Here is a 21,686-nt window from a genome sequence, read left to right as displayed (position 1 = left end):
ACGGATTGACGACACGGAGAGACGCGCTACGAGCGTGTCCCTGCCGCCAGCGCGGTGGTTCCAAGCTGCGAGGAGGCGACGGCAGCCGCCCCGATCAGCCCGGCATCCAGGGCCAGGAGTGCCGGCACGACGGGCAGCCCTCGTGTGAAGTCGAGGACTGTGTAGTCGGCCATGCGCCGCCGCAAGGGAGCGAACAGCGTGTCACCGGCCTGTGCCACGCCGCCACCGATCACGACGACATCGAGTTCGACGAGCGCCGCCGACGCCGAAATGGCCGCTGCCAGTGCCTGGGCCGCCCGCTCGTAGGCACCCAGCGCCTGCGGGTTCCCAGCACGCGCCGCGTCCGCGACCGCAGCCGCGGTCGGAGCCACCCCGGCCGGCGCGGACCACCCGGCCGCCCGCGCGTGCGCGGCTATTGCCGTACCGCTTGCGAAGCCCTCGACGCAGCCGGGAGCACCGCACGGGCACAGCGAACCGTCGAGATCGACCGTGATGTGCCCGATGTGGCCGGCGTTCCCCGTCCGGCCGGTATGGAGCCGACCGTCGAGGATCAGGCCGCCACCCACCCCGGTGGACACCACCATGCACAGCGCGTTCTCGAACCCCCGCGCCGCGCCCATCCAGTGCTCCGCCGCAGCCATCGCCACGGCGTCCCCGACCAGCACCGGCCTCAGTCCCACCGGCAGTCGTGGGTGGGCGGCCACCTTGTCGACCAGCGGAAAGTGCCGCCAGGCCGGAATGTTGACCGGGCTGACCGTGCCCGTGGCGGTGTCGACCGGACCCGCGCTTGCGATGCCGAGGCAGGTCATCTCGTCCCACACCGGATGGGCCGTCAGTTCGTCGACGACCGAGACCACCGCCGCCATGAGTTCCTCGGCGGACTTCTGTGCCGGCGTCGGCCGCTGCGCGCGCACCAGCACGGTGCCCGCTTCGTCCACCAGCGCTCCGGCAGTCTTCGTGCCGCCGATGTCCAGTGCTCCGTACACCGTCACGTCGCACACCTTTCGTGAGGGGAGCTGCTTCGTCATTTCGGAGGACACTCTGACTGCTTGTGACAACGTTGTCTACTTTTTGGTTTAGTTAAGGTCAAGGTTTAGTAATGGAGATGGAGGTGCGAAATCATGTCGAGGGAGCGACGCGTCCACGCCGTGTGCCGACGGCACCCGCCGGCACACGGCACAGGACGGCCTTCGTGGCTCAAGCGCACTCCGCTGTTGAGCCGGCGAGGTGTTCGGGTCGTGTCAGGCAGATGTGCGCGCCGTGCCGTTCAGGGTGAAGGCCGCCGGAGCGCCGTAGGCACCGGTCTGTGAGGTACCGCTGAAGCCGAAGTTCACGCTGGACCGTGGGGCGATGGACGTGTTGTAGCCGGTGGGGTGGGTCACGGTCACGCTCCGGCCGTCCTGGGTTCGGGTCGCGTTCCAGGTCTGGGTGATGGTCTGCTCGCCGGGGAAGCGGAACGACAGCTCCCAGCGGTCGACCGCGGTGGTGCCGGTGTTGTGGATCGTGACGTCCGCGTTGAAGGTGGGCCCCCGGTCGGACATAGGTGACCTCGCATGGGGCGGCGGTCGTGGGTGAGGTGGCGGGGTCGGCGTGGGTGAGGGAGTGGTGGGCGGTCTGCGGCCACTCTTGGTGGCCAAGCGCGCTCGACACCGTCGTCGCCCATGCGTGCGAAGTGGGCGTCGATGCGCGCCGCAAAGTGTCGCGAAGGAGTCGGCGGCCGATGCCGGGACGGGGCGCACAGGCAGATGCCCGCCAAAGCGGCCAGGAGCAGGAATGCCGGAGGCCATGGACGCCTGGTCCGAGCGTGAGGGTGGGTACGCATCGCGCCTCTCTCGTCCGAAGGGAGCGGGCCGCAGCCTCGGAAAGGCCGGCGGGTGGGCGAGCTGGCCTCGGCGGCTCGACGAGGTGAACGCCGCTCCTGTACCGGTTTATCGATCAGGAACGTATGGCGGTGCCGTATGACTGTCAATCAGTCCGGCAAACCATGTTTCCGCTGGTGGGTCACGTCGTTCGGTTCGTAGCGGCGCTGGCCAGGAAGTTTAGCGGTTTAGTTCTGTGAGGTTTTTTGTGCATGGTGGACGGATCGCGAACCCGCTATTGACAGGGACGTAACACCCGGTGCCTCATGGTGGGGCGACGACTCGTTCGAGCCACATCTGGCCGAAGTCGCGGCTGGACGACGTCAGTTGCCCGGCGCTACCCCCACCATCACGACACCGGCGAAGCCTGCCCTCGGTGCCACCCGCGCCGCAGTGCGCCCGGCGCTCACCAAGCGCGCCCAAAGGTCGGCAGACATCGTTGTCAGGTGAGTGTTGCCCGTCCTACGGCCTCGTCCCGCTCAACCTGGCCACGCACCCGCATGCAAATCCGAGGAGAGAAGATGCGAAAGCCGAGAAGTACCCTGATGACGACGGCGGGCATGGCGTTCGCCGCCGCACTGGGCCTGCTGGGATCGATCGTCGGTCCCTCCGTCGGCGAGGCCCAGGCCGCGCCCACGGCATCCGTGTCAGCGACGGACGTGTGGTCGAGGCGAACGGCAACGAGTTCGTCATGCGCGGGATCAATCACGCCCACACCTGGTATCCCGAGCAGACGACCGCCATAGCCGACATAGCGGCCAAGGGCGCCAACACCGTCCGCGTCGTCCTCGGAAGCGGCGACCGGTGGACGAAGACCAGTGCCTCCCAGGTCTCCGGTCTCATCGGGCAGTGCAAAGCCAACAAGGTCATCTGTGTGCTGGAGGTGCACGACACCACCGGCTACGGGGAGGACGGCGCCGCCACCACCCTGGACAAGGCCGCCGACTACTGGATCAGCGTGAAGAGCGCACTGGAGGGGCAGGAGGACTACGTCGTCGTCAACATCGGCAACGAGCCGTACGGCAACACGAACGCTTCTGCCTGGACCGGTGCCACCAAGAGCGCGATCAGTAAGCTGCGGAGCGCCGGACTCAACCACGCCCTGATGGTGGACGCCCCCAACTGGGGCCAGGACTGGTCCGGAACGATGAGGGCCAACGCTGCCTCTGTATTCGCGTCCGACCCCGACCGCAACACCATCTTCTCGATCCACATGTACGGCGTGTACGACACAGCCGCCGAGGTGCAGGACTACCTCAACCACTTCGTCAACAACAGACTGCCCATCGCCGTGGGCGAGTTCGGCGACGCACACAGCGACGGCAACCCGGACGAGGACGCCATCATGGCAACCGCCCAGTCCCTGGGCGTGGGCTACATCGGCTGGTCCTGGAGCGGCAACGGCAGTGGCGTCGAGTACCTCGACATGGCCAACGGATTCGACCCGAACTCCCTGACGAGCTGGGGCAACCGCTTCATCAACGGAGTCAACGGCATCGCCGCCACCTCCGAGGCCGCCTCCATCTACGGCGGCGGTGGCGGCACGGGCAGCGGCACCGCGCCCAACGGATACCCGTACTGCGCCAACGGAAGTTCGTCCGACCCCGACGGCGACGGCTGGGGCTGGGAGAACAACCGGTCCTGCGTCGTCCCGGGCAGCGGCACCGCGCCCAACGGATACCCGTACTGCGTCAGCGGAAGTTCGTCCGACCCCGACGGCGACGGCTGGGGCTGGGAGAACAGCCGGTCCTGCGTCGTGGCCGGCAGCAGCGCGGACAGCTGACAGCAGCCGCGCGTGCGTGAGGGGCGGGCCACACCGGACCCGATCAGTCGGCTGCTCGTGGAGAGTGGCAGCCCGGTTACTGAGAACGGGCTGCCACCGCGACCTGCTCGCAGAGCGGCCGAGTCCGCCGGGCGGACGGTCGACGGCCGGATGCGTGCGCGAGGAGGCGGTGCACCAGTCCGCTGACCGGCCGGCGAAGGTTCGAGCAGGGATATCCGCACTGAGCGACGCGGCCCCGGCGGAGGCCGTTGAGCCGCTGCCGGGGCCTCTTGCCGTGTCGTGGCCGTCCTCTGGCCGCTGCACGGGACCGGGCCGAAACGTCTCCGCTACGGAATGCTCTCCCGAATATGAGTCAGGCGTCGATCAGGTCGCTGCTGGCTTCGGTGGTCTGCCCCGTCAACGGCTCCGGCAGGCACTCGCCTTCGACTTCGACGTCGGGGAGAGCCCGGGCCGATCGGTTCATCGCGGGCACCAGGATCAGCCCGTTCCTCTACCCGCACGAGACTGCACGGGTGCGCACCGACAGTTGGTCCAAGAGTCTGATGGGCCGGGCCGGAAACGCCGCGCACCCTCGGAACCCGTGTAGGCCCCTCGACCTTCGAATTCGTGAGGGGCGGGACAACAGCGGCGACCTCCTCAGGCGCTCATTCGGCCATTCCTGCCGCTCGGATGACGAGGGAGCCTGGAGCTTCGGCCCCACGGCCTCGTCGGCCGGGGCCGTGCGGGCCGGACCCTCGGCAGGGGGAGCGACGAACTGCTCCCGGCGGCGGGGGGCCTCACTCCCTCGTGCCCGTGAGCTCGGCGAGCGCACGGTCCATGTCGATGTGAAGGCTCTCGGTTCCCGGGGGCGCGAGTTCCTCGGTCCGCCGCAGGAACGCCGCGACCACGGATGCCGCGATGTCGATCAGCGCCGTGCCGGCGGCCGATCTCAGGACGATGCGCACGGAGTCGGAACGGCAGCGCCGCAGAGGGATCACCACCACGTCCCCGGTACCGGTGGGCCGGTCCAGGCCGCCCGCGAGCAGGGAGCGGGCGAACACCCAGTCGACGGGTCTCGTCGCAGGACCCCCGATGGACAGCCGCACGGCGTAGGGGTCGCTGATGTCGTAGTGCAGCTCTGCGGGCAGCGGGGCGGGCATCTCGTCGGGGACGCTGACGTGCGCCACGGCCGTGTAGATGACCGTAGGAGCAGGCTGGATCATTTCACCCTCAACAATGGCTGCGGGAACAGGCTTTCTCTTTCGCGCGACCCTAGAACCGCACACGGGCCGCGGTTTGCCGGTGGACGCATCGGACGTGTTCCGAGAAGGCACCGAGAGCCGTTCTCAGACGCTTATCAGCCGCGTGGCGGACGGGGTGCCCGGCCCCGACGCCTGGGTGTCACGCCATTCGCGCGGCGAGATCCCGTAGGCGGACCGGAACACCCTGCTGAAATGCGCCGCGCTGGTGAAGCCGCATCGGTGCGCCACCGCGGCGATGGCAGGGCAGTGGGGCCGCGCGAGTTCACGGCGGCATGCCTCCAGGCGGCGCCGCTGTATCCATCGGCCCACGGTGGCGTCCTCGGTCTCGAAGAGCTTGTGCAGGTAGCGCAACGAGATGTGGTGCGCCTGGGCGATCACGTGCGGGGTGAGGCCGGGGTCCGCCAGGTGACGGTCGATGAACGCCTGGATCTGGAGAAGGAGCGCCCTGTTCCCGGCGGACGTGTCCCTGCTCGCCCGGTCGAGCTGCTCGTCGGTCAGGACCCCGATCAGGTCCACCACGTTCCGGGCCATCAGCTCGCTGGCGCGGGGCGGATAGGTTCCCGCGCTGTCGACCAGCCTGGCCAGGAGGGGAGCGAGAAGGCCGCCCAGAGGGGAATCCGCGCCGAGCGGGGAGGCCGTGACGTGGACCGTGTCGGACTCGCTGAGGCCCAGCACGTCCTTGGGGACACGCAGGGACTTGGTCCTGAACGCCTGGGACAGGTGCATCCGGACCGGGCGCGCCAAGTCGTAGATGAAGATGTCTCCCGGCCCGAGGGACGCCGTACGGCCGTCCTGCTCCAGTTGCGCGGATCCCCTGTCCAGCAGTTTCACGACCACGTAGTCGTCCGCGCCGCCCTGCGCGACGAGCCGGCGGGTCCGCAGGGCGGAAAGGCAGTCGCCGTCCACGGTGACGGCTTGGAGCCGGCCGAGCGATGCCGTGTGTATCGTGCCCGAGCGCACCTCGTCAGGGACGGTCATGTCCACGGCGCCGAACGTCCGGGCCAGCGCTTCGCGCCAGTGCGCCCGCCTGCGGTCGAGGGGCTGCGACTCGGTGGTGTAGTGGGAGCCCGGGAGCTGTCCGGGCTCCGCTCTCGAGGAATCCGGCAACATGGTCTCTGTCCTTCGCTCGGTGTCTTCCGCACACCGTGCCACCGGGCAAGAGCTCCGCACATCGCGTGAATCCGCTAGATCCGCACACCTGGCCGGGCCAGGAGAGAGCGGGTGAAGCCGCCGTCCTGGGACGGCCCACGGCCGGCCCGCACGAGCGTGGCTCGCAGCGCGGGGGTCGCCCTCCCGTGCAACCGGTGCGAGGACGGATCAGGAGCGGGTCGCGATCTGCTGTGCACGTTCCAGGGCCTCCTGCGGGGTCTTCTCGCCCGTGAGCGCCAGCTGGATCGCGGTGTATACACCGGTTGCCGCCGCGGGCCACTTCACCCCGAGTCCGCTGGTCCGGGCACGGGCCGCTTCGAGGCTGTGGACGAAAGCCCCCATCGACGGGACCTGTTCGGCGTAGCGGGCGGCGACCTCGGGCCGGGAGGGCACGGTGAAGTGCTGTTCGGCCAGGGTGAGCATGCTGGCGGGGGTGTTCAGGCAGGCGAGGACCTGGGCGGCCTTCTTCTGCCGTGCCCCGGAATCGCTCCTGGGTATGGTCCACACCTCCCCGCCGAGGGGTGTGACGAGGGTCTTCCCTGCCTGCGGGACGGGGATGGGGGCCACTCCCCAGCGCAGGTCCTCGTCCTCGTGCAGGGCGGGAATGCGCCAGGGGCCGTTGATCATCATGGCTGTCCTGCCGGCGGCGAACTGGTCGTGCACGTCCGCCTGCGTCCAGTTCAGCACCGACCGTGACATGGATCCGCTCTTCACGAGGTCGACCCACAACTGGAGTGCCTCCGCGGCCTGCGGGGTGTCCAGCCGCTCCTCGTTCCCGCCGTTCGACCACAGGAAGGGCATGAACTGCCAGCTGCCCTCGAAGGTGGCGTTCGCGTCGACCGCCATGCCGTAGTGCCCGTCGCCGGTCAGCTCGGCTGCCGCCGCCTTCAGTTCGTCCCACGTCCTCGGCACGGCGACGTCCGCTCGGGCGAGCATGTCCTTGTTGTAGAAGAGCGCGATCGTGCTGACGTTGGGCGCCAGTCCGTAGACCTCGCCCTCATGGGTTCCCGCCGACAGGATGCCCTCGCCGAAGCCGCTGGAGTCGATGCCGAAGCCGTCCAGCGGACTCAGGGCGCCGGACCGCGCGATCTGCTGCACGTCGGGGTTGTCCAGCATCAACAGGTCGGGAAGGGTGCCCGACGACGCCTGCCGAAGGACCGTGGGGACGAGCGAAGCGCCCGGCACACTCGTGTGCTCGACCGTCGTGCCGGCCTTCTCGGCGCAGGCGGCGAGCAGCTCGCCCCACTGGGCGTGTTCCTCCGCGTCGGTGTAGTAGTCGAGGACCGTGATCGAGGTGACCTTGTCCGTGGAGCCGCCGTCAGCCTCACCGCCGCATCCGGTCGCAGCCAGTACCAACGCCGCGGCTGCGGCCCTCCAGAAGCGGTTGTTCCGCGATGCCCGCGGTGTGACCGACCGGATCATGGTGATGCCCTTACCGAGTGAGATGCGCCGCTGGAAGCCGGTCGCAAGGCCGGGGGATGCGTGACGTTCCGGCGCGACCCGAGCATCCTAAGCCCTCGGGGCGTTCACCTGGATCGGGTGTTCTCCCTGCTCAGGAGGCTCGTCGCCGTCGACGGGGGCGGAGCCGTGCGCGACGGCTTCCCGGATCATCCCCGTCACGGCGCCGGGCTGGGACAGGAGGACGGCGTGCGAGCCGTCCAGGAGGTGTTCGGCGGCTGCCATCCGCTGTGCCATGAAGTGCTGCGCGGTGGGGTTGAGCAGCTGGTCCGCGGTCGCGATGGCGTACCACGACGGCTTGGAGGCCCATGCGGGCGGGCCTGACACGCCGGTCAGCGCGCTCGACGCGATGGGGCGTTGCGTCACGGCCAGCACCCTGCTGACGCGGGGCGGAAGGTCGGCCGCGAACACGTCCGCGAACCGTGTCCTGCGGATGTACAGCTCACTTTCCGGACTGCCGGGGGACCGGGCGGGCAACGGGGCGGTGACGGTCGCGTATGCCGAGGGCATCGGGGCGAAACGGCGCGTGATGTCCAGCACGCACTCGCGGGCGTCGAGGCCGAACGCCGCCACGTAGCACAACGCCACGACGTTGTCGTTGTCGGCGGCGGCGTGCGTGATCACCGCACCACCGTAGCCGTGTCCGACGAGCACGACGGGGACAGCGATGTCGCGCACCACGCTCCTGATGTAGGCGGAGTCCTGGCGCAGGCCGCGCAGCGGGTTCGCCGGGGCACGCACGCGCAGTCCGGCGCTGTGAAGGAGCCCGGCGACCGCCGCCCATGACGAGGCGTCGGTGAACGCCCCGTGCACGAGCACGACGGTCGGCGGTACGCGGGTGGGCACGTGCATGTCGGTGACCTCCGACTGGAATCGGGGGACCAGCCAAGCGCACCCGGGCGCCGCGTGGCATCGCGTGAACGTACCAACCGGCACGGACGGACCCTCCACCGATCAGCTGTCGGGCAAGGACCTGACCACGTTCGCGAGCTGGACCCGGGAGTTGACCTCCAGCTTGCGGAAGACGGACGTCAGATGCGTGTTGACCGTGTGCGGGGAGACGACGAGCAGGTCTGCGGCCGAACGGTTGGTGTGGCCGGCCGAGACCAGTCGCGCGATCTTCTTCTCCGAGGCGGTGAGGGCCTGCCACCCCTGGACCGGGCGCCGGGTGGCCGCCGTCCTGTGGCTGCCGCTTCCCGCGCGGTCCAGATCACGCCGTACGCGTGCGGCGGCGCCGGAGGCGCCTGACGCGGTGAACGTGCCATGGGCCCGGGTCAGGGCGGCCACGGCCTGGGGCCTCTGGCCCGCGGTCAGGAGCGCCTGTCCGAGGTCGGCGTGGGCGAAGGCGCGGACCAACGGGCGAGGGCTCTCGTCGAGCAGTGCCACCGAGCGTTCCAGCAGGGAGAGGTCGTTCCTCACGAGGCCGAGGGCCTGCGCCGCCATGCCCGTGGCGGTGGGGACGGCCGGGTTGCGTCCGGCGTGGGCCCCGGCCTGTGCGGCCAGATCCTCGGCGAGCTCGTGATCCCCGTCCCGCAGGGCCATACGTATCGCGGAGTCGACCCAGTCGCGCAGCAGCCGCCAGCGCATGAAGGGGCCCGTCCGCTGAACCTGCCGGATCTTGACGGTGGCCTGCCGTACGTCGCCGTCGGCCTCGGCGTGGAGCGCCTCCAGGAAGCGCACCGCGGCCGTGTTGCCCGGATTCGGCTTGGCTGTCAGCGCTTCCCGCGCCGCGACCAGGTGCTGCCGTGCCGCGTCCCGGTCGTCGCGCAGGAGGGCGATCCGGGAGCGGATCACACGGGCGTTCACCTGCTGGACGAAGACCTGCACGTCGTCCTCCAGGCGCTCCAGCGTCGTGAACCCGGCGTCGGCGTCGTCGAGCCTGCCGAGCCCCAGATGGTGCTGGGCCTGTGCCCACAGCAGCATGGCGGGACGCAACGACCCCGCGCCGTCCGCCGCCTGAAGGAGCAGCCGTTCGCTGGAGCCGAAGTCGTCCGTGTGCTGGTGCGCGACGATCTCCTCGGGGAGGAAAGCGGCGTCGACGGCGCTGAGCGCGGTGAAGTGGCCCCGTGCGACGGCGTTCTCACCGGCGTTCAGCGCGATCTCGCCGAGCGCGGACAGGGCCAGGACGTGCGCCTCCCGGTCACCGGTCGATGTGGCGGCCCGCAGCGCCGCCGCGCCGGCCTCACGCGCCGCGACGAGATCGCGGTCCCGGGAGAGGGCCAGCGCACGCAGGGCGGCCAGCCGCGCCGCGATCTCCGGGTCGGCGCCCCCGATCGCGAGGGTGGCATCGGCCCGGCCGCGCAGCTCGTCGGCGAGATCCATGTTCCACAGCGTCCCCCCGAGGGCGGCCTGAAGCCGGCTGAACGCCTGCAGCGGTGGCCTGCCGGCCAGGAGCCGGTCGCCGGTCGACAGCGCCTCCCTGTGCCTGCCGGCCCGCGTCAAGCAGACGATCGCCTGCTCACCCAGGGCGAGGCGCAGCGGCCGTGCGGCCGGAACCATGTCGAGGGCACGCGTCATCAGGTCGGCCGCGAGGTCCGGAGTGACCGGGAGCACGTCCTCAGCGGCTCTCCGCAGCAGCGCCACAGCTTCCTCGTCCCCGGGGACGGCACCCTTGAGGAGATGCGGCACCACGTCGATCGGCGGGTGGCCCGCGGCGACGAGCAGGCCGGCGGCCTCTCGGTGCAGGGCCTTCCGCGCTGACGGCGGGATGTCGACGTAGACGGCCTGGCGCAGCAGGTCGTGCCGGAAGACGAGATGATCGCCGTCGTCGTCCAGGATTCCCGCTCGCACCGCCTCCTCCAGCTCCGGTATCAGATCGGTGGTCGGCCGGCCGCACAGCGCGGCGGCTTCGTGGAAGCCGAACCTGCGCCCGCACACCGCGCCCATCTGCAGGAAACGCAGGGTGCCGGGCAGCAGGGACCGGAGTCTGCCGCGCACGCCCACCACGAGCCCCTGCGGAACGAGTTCACCCGAGGCCGATTCGACGGTCCGCAGTCCGGTGAGCATCTCGACCGCCAGGAACGGGTTCCCGCCTGCCCCGCCGAGCAGGCTGGTCAGCCGCTCGTCGAGGGCCGTCCCCAGGGCGTCCCCGGCCAGCTGGCCGATGGCCGCACCGGACAGCGGTCCCAACGGCACACTCAGCGTGGGGAGTTCGCCGGCCGCCGCTGCGAGGATCTCTTCCGCCGGACCGGCGGGTTCCAGCCGTCCGGTCAGCGCCCAGAGGACGGGCGAGGTCCGCAGGCGTGCCGGGAGCTGCTTCAGGGCGAACCGGCTCAGCGGGTCGCTCCACTGCACGTCGTCCAGGGCGATCAACACCGGCGTCTCGCCCGCCCTCGCCTCGATCGCTTCCGCCAGGCGCTCGACCAGCCAGATCCGCTGGTCGTGACTGCGTGCGAGATCGGCGAACGTGCCGTCGGACAGCAGCGGCCGATCACCCCGCATCACGCAGGCCGCCAACGACGAGAGGGGCACGATGTGATGCAGCTCGTCGGCCTTGCCGTGACCCACCGAGTATCCCGCCGCCGTCGCCCGGGTGACGGCTTCGGTGAGGAGCGTGCTCTTCCCGATGCCGGGCTCGCCCTGGATCAGGGCCAGTCCGCCGCTGCCGGTGCGCGCCACCGAGGCGATCAGTGCGCTCAGTTGTCCGAGCTCCGTCTCGCGACCGCGCAGGCCGGCACGGGACAGCGACGCGCCCCTACTCGCCACTCACGCCTCTCCCTGTTCACGCGCGTCGGCCGGAGCCGGGCGCACACCGTGCACGGCGCGTGGCAACCGGCCGGAGCGGGCCGGGCCCGCGAAGCCACGCGCACGAGCCATGTCGGAGACCTTCCTGTCGCTGCCGGCGCACCGGGCGAGACACCTGCCGCCCCGCGACCGACGACGGACTTCGGGCGGGCGAGCCCTTCTCCTCCACGGGTCTGTGGAGCGAGCGGGCGACAGCGGCCGACGACGATGTCGGGGCCGGGCCCTGGACCCCGAGACGGAGCCGTCGGCGGGGGCTTCCCGGGGGTGAGTGTATCCGCCACCCGGTCGTGCCGCCCACATCGTGTTTTCAGGGCCTATTACGGACACGAGCGTCGTTCGGGTTCAGCCGTGGTGACGGTGGAGGGCGACGTGGACGGTGTCGAGGGCCTGGACGAGGGCGGCGCGGGCGGCGTAGGTCTCGCGCAGCGGGTCGAGGACCATGAAGTCGTGGATCGTCCCGTGGTAGCGCATGGAGACCACCGCGACGCCGGCCGCGCGGAGTTTCGCCGCGTAGGCCTCGCCCTCGTCGCGCACCACGTCGGCCTCGCCGGTGACCACGAGCGCCGGGGCCAGCCCGGTGAGCTGCTCCAGGGTCGCACGCAGGGGCGACGCGGTGACCTCGCCCCGCCGCCGCGCGTTGGGCAGGTACTGGTCCCAGAACCAGCGCATGTTCTCGCGGCCCAGGTAGTAACCCTGAGCGAACTCCCGGTAGGACGGGGTGTCGAAGTCGGCGTCGGTCACCGGGCACAACAGCACCTGCTGCACCAGGTGCACCTCTCCGCGCTCCTTGGCCAGCAGGGTCAGCGCGGCCACCAGATTGGCGCCCGTGGAATCGCCCACGGCGGCCATCCGGCTGCCGTCCAGACCGATCTCGCCGCCCCGCTCGTACACCCACTTCGCGACCGCGTAACACTGCTCGACGGCCACCGGATACCGCGCCTCGGGAGCACGCTCGTACTCCACGAACACCACCGCCGCGTCCGCGCCCGACGCGAACGCCCGCACCAGCCGCTCATGCGTCGACGCGTCACCCAGCACCCACCCCAGACCGTGCAGGAACAGCACCACCGGAATCCGGCCGACGCTGCCGACAGGCCTGACCACCTGCACCCGCACATGCCCGGTCGGCCCTCCGGGCACCGTCAGCCACTCCGCCCATGTGGCTCCGTCGTCCAGGACGGCGACCTCACCCTGGACCTGGGTCAACGCCAGGCGCGCCCGCTCCAGGTTCCGGCCCGCTCCGTCCCCAGCGGGGCAGGCGTGCTGTGCCACGAACGCGCTGGACGGGCCGTCCAGGATCGGCTGTCGGTCCGACGACGGAAAGGCGCCGGTCATACGGCCTCCTGAAGAGAAGGCCGTAGCGGCCTGAGGGGGAGTGGGGGTCATACGGAGCGCGGTGAGCAGCGGCTACTCGTGGGCGACGGGCGGGGGAGCGAGGGCCGGCAGGGCGTCCGGCACCGGAGCCGCGGAGCCTTCGGCGGACGTACGCAGGGTGCGCCACTCGCGGGGCGACAGGCCGTAGGCGGTACGAAACGCACGACTGAAGTGAGCCGGGCTGACGAAGCCCCAGCGCTGGGCGACGGCGGACACCGTGGGGGCCGTCCTGCCGCGACGGGCCAGTTCACGTGCGCACTCCTCGAGGCGGCGCTGCTGGATGAGCCGTCCGACGGTGATCCCCTCGCCCTCGAAGAGCCGGTGCAGATACCGGACGGAGATGTGGTGCGCCCTCGCTACGGCCTCCGGGGAGAGAGCAGGGTCGCCGAGCCTGCTGTCGATGTGGGTGCGGACGCGCAGCACCAGGTCGCTCCGGGACGTGTCCGCGTCCACCGGAACGCTCCGGGTGCCCTCGGTCACGAGCGTGGCGACGAGGTCGATGACGCTGTCGGCCAGTTTGTCCCCCACGGCGCCGGAGTACGAGTGCGCCGAGCCGGCCAGAGTGCTCAGGAAGGGCCGCAGCACCGCTCCGAAGCCGTTCCCCGGGCCGACGACTGTGCCCGAGGCCTGGCGGATACCGGCCTCCGTAACGCCCAGTGCGCGGTGGGGCACCTGGAAGACGTGGGTCGAGAACCGCTCCGGATAGTCGAAGGAGTACGGCCGCGCCGTGTCGTACACGACGAGGTCGCCCTCTCCCACCTCGGATCGCCGGCCGTCCTGGATGTGGGTCGCCGAGCCCGACACCTGGACGCCGACCGCGACGAGAGCCTCGGGTGAACGCGCGATGAGCTCCGGCGTACGGCTGATCCGTTTCGCGTCGGCCTGCATGGTGCACACCCGCACGCAGCCGAGGCGGTCGGTGGTGATCCGGCCGGAGAAAGGACGGGCACCGCGCGGGGTGACCGTCATCGGTACCAGCTCGCTCCCCACCGCGTCACGCCAGTAGGCGAGTTTGTCCCGGTCGGGAACCGAAGCGGTCGTCAGGACCACACTCAACTGTTTCTCCCCTCCACTCGTGCGGTACCGGTGGAAGGGCCGCTCTGCCCTGATCCCCCTCGACGCACAGCCAAGCAGCTGGGCGTGCGCGGCCTCCAGGCAGAACACAGGCAGAAACGTGCGAGGGAACGGTCGGTTCGGCAGCGCACCCGAACGCTGCGTCCTCACCGGTCACCTTGCTGTTTCGCACCTCTGGTCCGTTCGGAACGCCCGAGCACGACCGGAGTGGTCTCAGGAGGGGCGTGGTCCGGCCTCGGGTGAGCGGCGGCAGCCGGCCTGGCCAGGACACCCCGGCCCCGCGCCCGGCCCGGATGCCGGGCGTCCCTGCCGGGTGGAGTGCTCCCACGGTCAACGCCCTGTGCGCTGGGGACACACCACGGACCGCCGCCCGTGCTTACGGTGCAGTCGTCCCAGGGCGACCGGGGCGGGTTGCGCCGCCGGTGCCGCCGCCGAAGGGCGGGCCACGTCGTCAGCACGCCGGTCGCGGCCATGGCGCGGACGCCCGTTGCGCTCGGCCCCGCTGCTCGTGCACGGGCCGGCGCCCGCCCGGCTTCCCACGCCCGCGACGGCGTGGCGCGTCTCCGCCCCGGCCAGGCGCAGCACCGCACACAGAACTGCCAAGCGCAGCACCGCACACAGAACCTGCCAGGCACAGCACCGCACACAGAAGAGGTAGACATGAGCCACAGTCCGCAGCCGTCGCCGAATCAGGCCGATCAGGCCGAGCAGGCAGGCCGGCACTTCGAACCGGACCTGCGTCAGATGACCCGCATCAACCTCCGTCCCATCGCCTCGCCGATGCCGGTCGGATTCTTCGCGGTGGCGATCGCCTCCGTCATCGTCGGCAGCATGCAACTGGGCTTCTTCGGTGACGACGCCCACAGGGCGGTGGCGCTGACGATACTGCCGGCCTTCGTCCTCCAGCTGATCGTCAGCATTCTGGCCTTCGGAGCGAGGGATGTGCTCGCCGCGTCCCTCATGGCCTGCTTCTCCGGTACCTGGCTGGCCAGTTCACTCGTCCTCGCCCTCGCACCGCCGTCCGGCTCCGACGTGCTGGGGGTGCTCAACCTGGTGTTCGCGATATTCGCCCTGCTGATGGCGACCGTCGCCCACCGCAAGCGCGCGATGTGGCTCGTCCTGTGCGTGGCCGTGCCGCGATTCGCGGTGGGGTCGCTCTTCAACCTCACCGGTGTCACCTGGGTCGGACATCTGTCCGGCGCCCTGGGTCTCCTGCTCGGGTGCGTGGCCATGTACGCGGCGTTCGCCCTCATGCTGGAGGACATGCGGGGCGTGGAGGTCCTGCCGATCGGGCGCAAGGGCCCGGCGCGCACGGCCGTGGAAGGCGACCTGGCCGTCCAGCTGCGCGACATCGAACGGCAGGCAGGTGTGCGGCGCACACTGTGAGCGGCTGAGGGGGCCGGGGGAGACTCCGGCGCTTCGGGCGCCGCCGCCATCAGCTCGACACGTCTGCTGCCTCACGGCGCAGCGGATCGTCGCCAGGCGGGTGGCGGTTCTCCGTGTGGCTACGGACGGGTCGTGCACGCGCTGCGCCACTCCTGTTCCGGCTCCTGGCACGGCTGCCCTCACCGGAGGCACCGTTAGTGCGGCGTCCGGTGAGGGGGCGGGCCGTTCCGCCGGCGTGCGCCGGCCCGGGCTCAGTCGAGGCGCAGGTCGGAGAGCTGCTTGCCGTCAGCGGCACGTCCTTGCACCGGGCCGGTCGCCCCGGAGACCAGCATCGAGGCCATCTCCGCGCCGGCCCGCCGCACGCGTGCGGGCAGGCCCTGTGTGTACGTGTCGCTGCCGGATCCCCAGTCCTCGGACGCGGCGTAGACAGCGGTGGGAAGCGTGACGGCCCGCAGGAAGGCGAAGAGCGGGCGCAGGGCGTGTTCCAGTACCAGCGAGTGGCGGCCCGTGCCCCCCGTCGCCGCGAGCAGGACCGGCTTGCCGGCGAGGGCATCGGGGTCGATCAGGTCGAAGAAGGACTTGAACAGACCGCTGTACGACGCGGAGAACACCGGTGTCACGGCGATCACGCCGTCGGCCCCCGTGAGCGCGGTGATCGCGGCGGCGAGCGGCGGCGGAGGGAAGCCGGTCACCAGGTGGTTGGCGATGGCGACGGCCAGCGTACGCAACTCGATGACCTCGACCTCCAGCGTGCGGTTCTGGTCGCCGAGCCCTTCGCGGACCGCTTCGGTGAGCCGGTCCGCAAGCAGCCGGGTGGAGGACGGGACGCTCAGTCCCGCCGATACGGCGACGAGTCTCATGCGGCGGACACCTCTTCGGGCCTCGCGGCGGAGAGCAGGGACCGGTGGGTCGGCGCGTCCGGCACTCCGGCCGGGCGCAGGCGGGCGAATTCCTTGCGCAGTACGGGCACGACCTCCTCGCCGAGGATGTCGAGCTGTTCGAGGACCGTCTTGAGCGGCAGCCCGGCGTGGTCCATCAGGAACAACTGGCGCTGGTAGTCGCCCGCGTACTCGCGGAAGGACAGGGTCCGCTCGATGACCTCCTGCGGGGAACCGACGGTCAGCGGGGTCTGCTGGGTGAAGTCCTCCAGCGAGGGGCCGTGACCGTAGACGGGAGCGTTGTCGAAGTACGGGCGGAACTCGCGCACGGCGTCCTGGGAGTTCTTCCGCATGAAGACCTGACCGCCGAGGCCGACGACGGCCTGCTCAGGGGTGCCGTGACCGTGGTGCGCGTACCGCTCGCGGTACAGCTCGATCATCCGCTTCGTGTGGTCGGGCGGCCAGAAGATGTTGTTGTGGAAGAAGCCGTCGCCGTAGAAGGCGGCCTGCTCGGCGATCTCGGGGGAGCGGATGGAGCCGTGCCAGACGAACGGCGTCACCCCGTCCAGGGGGCGGGGTGTGGACGTGAACGCCTGCAACGGCGTACGGAACGTGCCCTCCCAGTCGACGACGTCCTCCCGCCACAGCCGGCGCAGCAAGCCGTAGTTCTCCAGGGCGAGGTCGATACCGTCCCTGATGTCCTTTCCGAACCACGGGTAGACCGGTCCCGTGTTGCCGCGGCCCATGATGAGGTCCACACGGCCGTCAGCCAGGTGCTGGAGCGTCGCGTAGTCCTCCGCGATCTTCACCGGGTCGTTGGTGGTGATCAGCGTGGTGGCCGTGGAGAGGATGAGCCTCTCGGTCCGCGCGGCGATGTAGCCGAGCAGGGTGGTCGGCGACGACGGCACGAACGGCGGGTTGTGGTGCTCTCCCGTCGCGAAGACGTCCAGTCCGACCTCCTCTGCCTTCAGGGCGATCTCGACCATGGCCTTGATGCGCTCGCGCTCGGTCGGTGTCCGGCCCGTGGTCGGATCCGGTGTGACATCGCCGACGCTGAAGATCCCGAACTGCAAGGCTCCTCCATCTCTCAGGTGCCCGAGTGGTCCTCGAGCGTTCCCCGAACGGTAGGAGCGCACTCCAGAGCCGGAATGTCTGTGCGTGCACGGAAAGAGGCTCCACAGTGTCCTGCTCAGGTGCCGGGTCCGACGCTCGCTGGCGGGGAGCCCGCACGGTGCTCGGCGGGGCGCCCCGGAGCACGCGCATGGCCCGTCCTCGCCGTCCCGCCACGGGGCGGCGAGGACGGGCCATGCGGCTTCAGGAACGGACCAGCGGGGTGTCCACCAGGTGTTCGGCGAGGAACCACGCCTGGAGTTCACCGGTCCTGATGACCTGCGAGACCAGCACGTCGTTGGTGCCGTCGTCACCCAGCTCCCCGGTGCGGGTGGCGGCGTCGTGGCTGTCGACGAGGATCGTCTCGTGAGCGGAGAGCAGCCGGGACAGCATGGCCGGCACCTCCTCCACACCGTCCGGGGGCCGCGGGATCGAGGTGATCTCGGTGACGTGCCGGGCGTCACCGACCGCGACACCGCCGAGGGACTGGACGCGTTCGGCGAGGGTGTCGACGAGTTCGAGCTGCTCCTTCGCGTGCTTGTCCAGCACGAGGTGCAGTTGGTAGAACGTGGCACCGCGCATCAGCCAGTGGTGCTTCTTGTAGAGGCCGTAGAGGACCTGCGTGTCCGCGAGGACCTTGTTCAGGCGCTGACAGGAGTACATACGGGCCTCGTAGGACAGCCCGATCGGGAACTGCTTGACGGTGCCGAACTCCTGGATCACCGCCCCCTTCTGGTGCAGCCACGGCTGGCTGCCGGTCCCGGGCGCGGAACGTGTGGTCATGGTTGGCCTCCTGCTGTGCCGGGTGGTGTGTGCACCGGTGACGCTATGCAGCCATGCGGAGGGCGGATTGCCCACCAGTGCACCGGACGGTGCCCGTCGGCGCACACCCTGCGTCGCCGGGGCAGTGCGGCGAGGCGACGCCCTTCGGTGACCGTGCGGTGCGGTCCCCAGGGTGGTGACAGTCGGCGGGACGGCGGCCTCGGCCGCATGGGTCTCCGCAACGCGTCGAGCATACGAAGTCGCCGGAGGGATTCAGGAAGCGGGAATTGACCGTCAGCGCACCGCTTCTGACCCGACAGTGCATGTGAAGTGTCCGCAGTGCACTGTGAGAACGAATGCGGTGCACTGCGGGGACACATGAACGCCTCGGCCCGAAATAGTGTGGCGACCAAGCAGTTGCGGACCTTCGGGTCCTGGGAATGCTCCGGTGAATTCTTCGGGAACCACGTCGACGGAATGTGGGCAGGGAATTCATGAATTCCGGAATCGTGAAGTCCCCTTTCTCTCCCACCGTGACTGTCGTACCGGTCCGAAGTCGACGCAGACGCATGTCGACGCTGTCCACGCCGCAGGAGGTTGTCAAAGGTGTCCCCTATGCCGGTCGGTGGGCTTGTTCCCAGTGCCACCGACCATGCCGCGGACCTCGTGGTCCGCAATGCCAAGATCCACACCGGAGACCCGGGCCGCCCGCAGGCTTCGACGATCGCCATACGCGACGGCGTCATCACGGTCGTCGGTGACGACCGGGACGTGGCCCCGCACATCGGCCCCGCCACGAAGGTGGTCGACGCCCTCGGGCGCCGGATGATCCCGGGCCTCAACGACTCCCATCTGCACGTCATCCGGGGCGGACTCAACTACGTCTTGGAGCTGAGGTGGGACGGCGTTCCCACGCTGCGCCAGGGGCTGGCGATGCTGCGTGAGCAGGCGGGCCGTACCCCGAAGGGCCAGTGGGTGCGGGTGGTGGGGGGCTGGTCCGCGGAGCAGTTCGCCGAACGGCGGCTGCCGACCGTCGCGGAACTGAACGCCGTGGCGCCGGACACCCCGGTGTTCGTCCTGCACCTGTACCAGTCGGCGGTGCTCAACCGGGCGGCACTCGAGGCCGCCGGCTTCACCAAGGACAGCCCCGATCCCAAGGGCGGTCAGATCGTGAGGGGCAGGGACGGTGAGCCCACGGGCATGCTGCTGGCCGCCCCCAGCGCCCTGATCCTGTACTCGACCCTGGCCAAGGCCCCGGTGCTGGAGGGCGAGGACAAGAAGACCTCCACCCGTCATTTCCTGCGGGAACTGAACAGGTTCGGGCTCACGTCGGCGATCGACGCGGCCGGCGGATTCCAGAACTTCCCCGACAACTACAGCACGGTCATCGAACTGGCCGAAGCCGGTCAATTGTCTCTGCGTATCGCCTATCACCTCTTTCCGCAGACCGCCGGACAGGAGATCGACGATCTTGCCCGCTGGATCGAGACGGCCCGGCCCGAGGACGGTGACGAATGGTTGCGTCTCAACGGCGCGGGTGAGAATCTCACCTGGTCCGCAGCCGACTTCGAGAACTTCTCCCAGCCGCGTCCGGAACTGTCTCCCTATGAAGCAGAATTCGAGAAGGCCGTACGGCTCCTCATGGAGAACGGCTGGGGATTCCGTCTCCATGCCACTTATGACGAGACCATTCGCAGGGATCTCGCGGTATTCGAGAAACTGGCTGCGGAAGGGCTCTTCCCGGCCGGCAACCGGTGGCTGTTCGACCACGCGGAGACCGTCTCCGCGGACAGTCTCGACCGCATCGCGGCCCTCGGCGGTGCCTTGTCCGTGCAGAACCGGCTGTCCTTCCAGGGCGACGCGTTCGTACGGCGCTACGGCCCCGGGGCGGCGGCGGACGCTCCGCCGATCCGGGCCATGCTGGAGCGAGGCCTGACCGTCGGCGCCGGCACCGACGCCACCCGGGTCTCCACGTACAACCCGTGGGTCGCCCTGCACTGGCTGGTCTCCGGCCGGACGGTCGGTGACCTGATCGTCCGTCCGCCGCAGAACCGCGTCGACCGGGGCCCCGCGCTGGCGATGTTCACCGAAGCGGGTGCCGCGCTGACCGGCGAGGAGGACCTCAAGGGCGTACTGCGGCCCGGCTGCCTCGGAGACCTGGCGGTCCTGTCGGAGGACTACTTCTCCGTCCCCGAGCAGGACATCGCGCACATCGAGTCCCTGCTGACGGTCGTCGGCGGCCGGATCGTCTACGCCGCCGCCGAGTACGAGGGCCTCGACGAGGAGCTGCCTCCCGTGAGTCCTGCCTGGAGCCCGGTCGCGCGCTTCGGCGGGTACCGGTCCACGCCTCGCACGGGTCTGTCGGGCGCCCGCCAGGCCGAACTGCTCGGCGAGGCGGCTGCCGAGTCCGAGCAGCACCGCCGGTGGCGTGCAGGGCGCGGGCTCGCTCCGGAGACCGGAAACACCTTCGTCGACCCCTGCTTCCTCTGATCTTCCGGGACGGGCCCGGTCACGCACCGCCCTTCCCGGAACACCACCCCCGCGCACCGTCCTGCGGACGGTCGTTCCACAGCGGACACCGGTCCGCGAACACACCACCGATGGAAAGGCTTTCTCATGGTCGACATCTCCGAGGTCACCGCCGCTCCCAGCCCCGACCTGCTGACCCCCGACAACTGCGCGGTGCTGTTCGTGGACCACCAGCCGCAGATGTTCTTCGGCACCGGCAGCGGCGACCGCACGTCCATCATCAACTCGACCGTGGGCCTGGCGAAGTCCGCCAGGGTCTTCGACGTCCCGGTCGTGCTGAGCACCGTCGCCGCCGAGTCCTTCTCGGGGCCGCTCATGCCGCAGCTGGCCGATGTCTTCCCCGAGCAGAAGATCATCGACCGCAGCACCATGAACGCCTGGGAGGACACCCACTTCGTCGAGGCGGTCAAGGCCACGGGCCGCAAGAAGCTCGTCATCGCCGGGCTGTGGACCGAGGTCTGCGTCGTCCTGCCCACGCTCTCCGCCATCTCGCAGGGCTACGAGGTGTACGTGGTCACCGACGCGTCCGGCGGTGTCAGCCCGCAGGCACACGAGCACGCCATCCAGCGCATGGTCCAGGGCGGCGCGATCCCGGTCACCTGGGTGCAGGTACTTCTCGAGCTCCAGCGCGACTGGGCGCGTGCCGGGACGTACGTCCCCGTCACGGAGGTCGTGAAGGAGCACGGCGGCGCCTACGGCCTCGGGCTCGTCTACGCCCAGGCGGTCATCGGCGAGCACGCGGCCGGCTGACCCTTTCACGCTCACCGACGGGACGTCAGGAACAGGCAACACTGAATGGACACCGGACTGTTGGTCCTCCGGCTGGTGGCGGGTCTCCTCCTCGCCGGGCACGGAGTGCAGAAGGTCAGTTTCCGGCTGGGCGGCAACGGCCTGGCGGGCGGAACCGCGGAGTTCCGGCATGACGGGTTCCGTGGTGGCCGGCTCACCGCGCTCGCCGCGGGCGGCAGCCAGATCGGGGCCGGCCTGTTCCTGGCATCCGGACTGCTCACGCCCCTGGCTGCGATGGCCGCCATGGGAGTGATGACGGTCGCCGGAACCGTCAAGTGGCACAACGGGCTCTGGGTGCAGAACGACGGGTACGAGTACCCCCTGGTCCTCGTCGTCGTCGCCGCGGTGCTGGCCCTGACCGGCCCGGGCCGCTGGTCGGCCGACGCCCTCATCGGTCTGACCCCCTGGCCGCTGTGGATCTGCCTCACTGCCATGGTCATCGGCCCGGCCGGCGGACTGCTCACCCGAGCGGTGCTGCACCGCCGGCCCGCCGACGGCGCGACGACCGTACCCGCTGGAGCCGCGGACTGACGCGGCCCGCACGTCGGCC

Annotated in this window: 17 protein-coding genes; 5 read left to right on the top strand and 12 right to left on the bottom strand. The window is 70.2% G+C overall.

Translation table 11 applies throughout. From position 1 onward, the window contains the following. Positions 1-26: 26 nt before the first annotated feature. Positions 27-992 carry an ROK family protein gene (locus ACFYQ6_RS15525; protein WP_388763304.1) on the bottom strand — a complete coding sequence of 322 codons (966 nt, stop codon included), beginning with the start codon at positions 990-992 and terminating at the stop codon, positions 27-29. A 249-nt stretch (positions 993-1,241) separates the two neighbouring features. Next, on the bottom strand, positions 1,242-1,541 hold the full coding sequence (locus tag ACFYQ6_RS15520; protein WP_361575919.1) for a cellulose binding domain-containing protein: 300 nt from the start codon (positions 1,539-1,541) through the stop codon (positions 1,242-1,244). A gap of 979 nt (positions 1,542-2,520) precedes the next feature. Here ACFYQ6_RS15520 and ACFYQ6_RS15515 point away from each other — a divergent pair. After that, positions 2,521-3,642: a cellulase family glycosylhydrolase gene (locus ACFYQ6_RS15515; RefSeq protein ID WP_388763303.1), complete on the top strand. Its 1,122-nt coding sequence runs from the start codon at positions 2,521-2,523 to the stop codon at positions 3,640-3,642. 776 nt (positions 3,643-4,418) lie between these two features. On the opposite strand, the gene ACFYQ6_RS15510 is transcribed toward ACFYQ6_RS15515, so the two are convergent. The 7 genes from ACFYQ6_RS15510 to ACFYQ6_RS15480 all read right to left on the bottom strand — a co-directional run bounded on the left by ACFYQ6_RS15510 (position 4,419) and on the right by ACFYQ6_RS15480 (position 13,658). Then, the gene (locus tag ACFYQ6_RS15510) at positions 4,419-4,844 is read right to left on the bottom strand and encodes an SsgA family sporulation/cell division regulator (protein ID WP_361575925.1); all 426 of its coding nucleotides are present in this window, start codon (positions 4,842-4,844) and stop codon (positions 4,419-4,421) included. A 123-nt stretch (positions 4,845-4,967) separates the two neighbouring features. Continuing rightward, a complete protein-coding gene (locus tag ACFYQ6_RS15505) occupies positions 4,968-5,993 on the bottom strand; it encodes a helix-turn-helix domain-containing protein (RefSeq protein WP_361575928.1) in 1,026 nt (341 codons plus the stop codon). Between the two features lie 207 nt (positions 5,994-6,200). Further along, on the bottom strand, positions 6,201-7,454 hold the full coding sequence (locus tag ACFYQ6_RS15500) for an extracellular solute-binding protein (protein WP_388763301.1): 1,254 nt from the start codon (positions 7,452-7,454) through the stop codon (positions 6,201-6,203). An 87-nt stretch (positions 7,455-7,541) separates the two neighbouring features. After that, positions 7,542-8,342: an alpha/beta fold hydrolase gene (locus ACFYQ6_RS15495; protein ID WP_388763299.1), complete on the bottom strand. Its 801-nt coding sequence runs from the start codon at positions 8,340-8,342 to the stop codon at positions 7,542-7,544. A 102-nt stretch (positions 8,343-8,444) separates the two neighbouring features. Further along, the gene (locus tag ACFYQ6_RS15490; RefSeq protein ID WP_388763297.1) at positions 8,445-11,195 is read right to left on the bottom strand and encodes an AAA family ATPase; all 2,751 of its coding nucleotides are present in this window, start codon (positions 11,193-11,195) and stop codon (positions 8,445-8,447) included. 381 nt (positions 11,196-11,576) lie between these two features. Next, positions 11,577-12,569, bottom strand: coding sequence for an alpha/beta hydrolase (locus ACFYQ6_RS15485; protein ID WP_388763295.1), 993 nt, complete (start codon positions 12,567-12,569; stop codon positions 11,577-11,579). 72 nt (positions 12,570-12,641) lie between these two features. Continuing rightward, complete coding sequence (locus ACFYQ6_RS15480) at positions 12,642-13,658, bottom strand: helix-turn-helix domain-containing protein (RefSeq protein WP_388763429.1); 1,017 nt, start codon at positions 13,656-13,658, stop codon at positions 12,642-12,644. A gap of 684 nt (positions 13,659-14,342) precedes the next feature. On the opposite strand from ACFYQ6_RS15480, the gene ACFYQ6_RS15475 reads away from it, so the two are divergent. After that, positions 14,343-15,068, top strand: a complete 726-nt coding sequence (locus ACFYQ6_RS15475) for a GPR1/FUN34/YaaH family transporter (protein WP_361575943.1) — start codon at positions 14,343-14,345, stop codon at positions 15,066-15,068. Between the two features lie 251 nt (positions 15,069-15,319). On the opposite strand, the gene ACFYQ6_RS15470 is transcribed toward ACFYQ6_RS15475, so the two are convergent. The 3 genes from ACFYQ6_RS15470 to ACFYQ6_RS15460 all read right to left on the bottom strand — a co-directional run bounded on the left by ACFYQ6_RS15470 (position 15,320) and on the right by ACFYQ6_RS15460 (position 17,839). Beyond that, positions 15,320-15,928, bottom strand: a complete 609-nt coding sequence (locus ACFYQ6_RS15470) for an FMN reductase (protein WP_361575946.1) — start codon at positions 15,926-15,928, stop codon at positions 15,320-15,322. Continuing rightward, complete coding sequence (locus tag ACFYQ6_RS15465; protein ID WP_361575949.1) at positions 15,925-17,019, bottom strand: LLM class flavin-dependent oxidoreductase; 1,095 nt, start codon at positions 17,017-17,019, stop codon at positions 15,925-15,927. The genes ACFYQ6_RS15470 and ACFYQ6_RS15465 overlap by 4 nt, the downstream gene beginning before the upstream one ends. A 241-nt stretch (positions 17,020-17,260) precedes the next feature. Next, positions 17,261-17,839 (bottom strand): DNA starvation/stationary phase protection protein, encoded by a 579-nt coding sequence (locus tag ACFYQ6_RS15460; RefSeq protein ID WP_361575952.1) that lies wholly within the window; start codon positions 17,837-17,839, stop codon positions 17,261-17,263. A gap of 594 nt (positions 17,840-18,433) precedes the next feature. Between ACFYQ6_RS15460 and ACFYQ6_RS15455 the strand changes: the two genes are divergently transcribed. The 3 genes from ACFYQ6_RS15455 to ACFYQ6_RS15445 all read left to right on the top strand — a co-directional run bounded on the left by ACFYQ6_RS15455 (position 18,434) and on the right by ACFYQ6_RS15445 (position 21,667). Then, the gene (locus ACFYQ6_RS15455; protein WP_361575955.1) at positions 18,434-20,308 is read left to right on the top strand and encodes an amidohydrolase; all 1,875 of its coding nucleotides are present in this window, start codon (positions 18,434-18,436) and stop codon (positions 20,306-20,308) included. Between the two features lie 126 nt (positions 20,309-20,434). Continuing rightward, entirely contained in the window at positions 20,435-21,097 is a 663-nt protein-coding gene (locus tag ACFYQ6_RS15450) for a hydrolase (RefSeq protein ID WP_361575958.1), read from the top strand. Positions 21,098-21,142: 45 nt separating this feature from the next. Continuing rightward, positions 21,143-21,667 carry a DoxX family protein gene (locus ACFYQ6_RS15445; protein ID WP_388763292.1) on the top strand — a complete coding sequence of 175 codons (525 nt, stop codon included), beginning with the start codon at positions 21,143-21,145 and terminating at the stop codon, positions 21,665-21,667. Positions 21,668-21,686 lie beyond the last annotated feature (19 nt).

It is taken from the genome of Streptomyces sp. NPDC005494 (assembly GCF_042872025.1).
Classification (GTDB): Bacteria; Actinomycetota; Actinomycetes; order Streptomycetales; family Streptomycetaceae; genus Streptomyces.
This window is presented reverse-complemented; position numbering and strand designations above follow the sequence as displayed.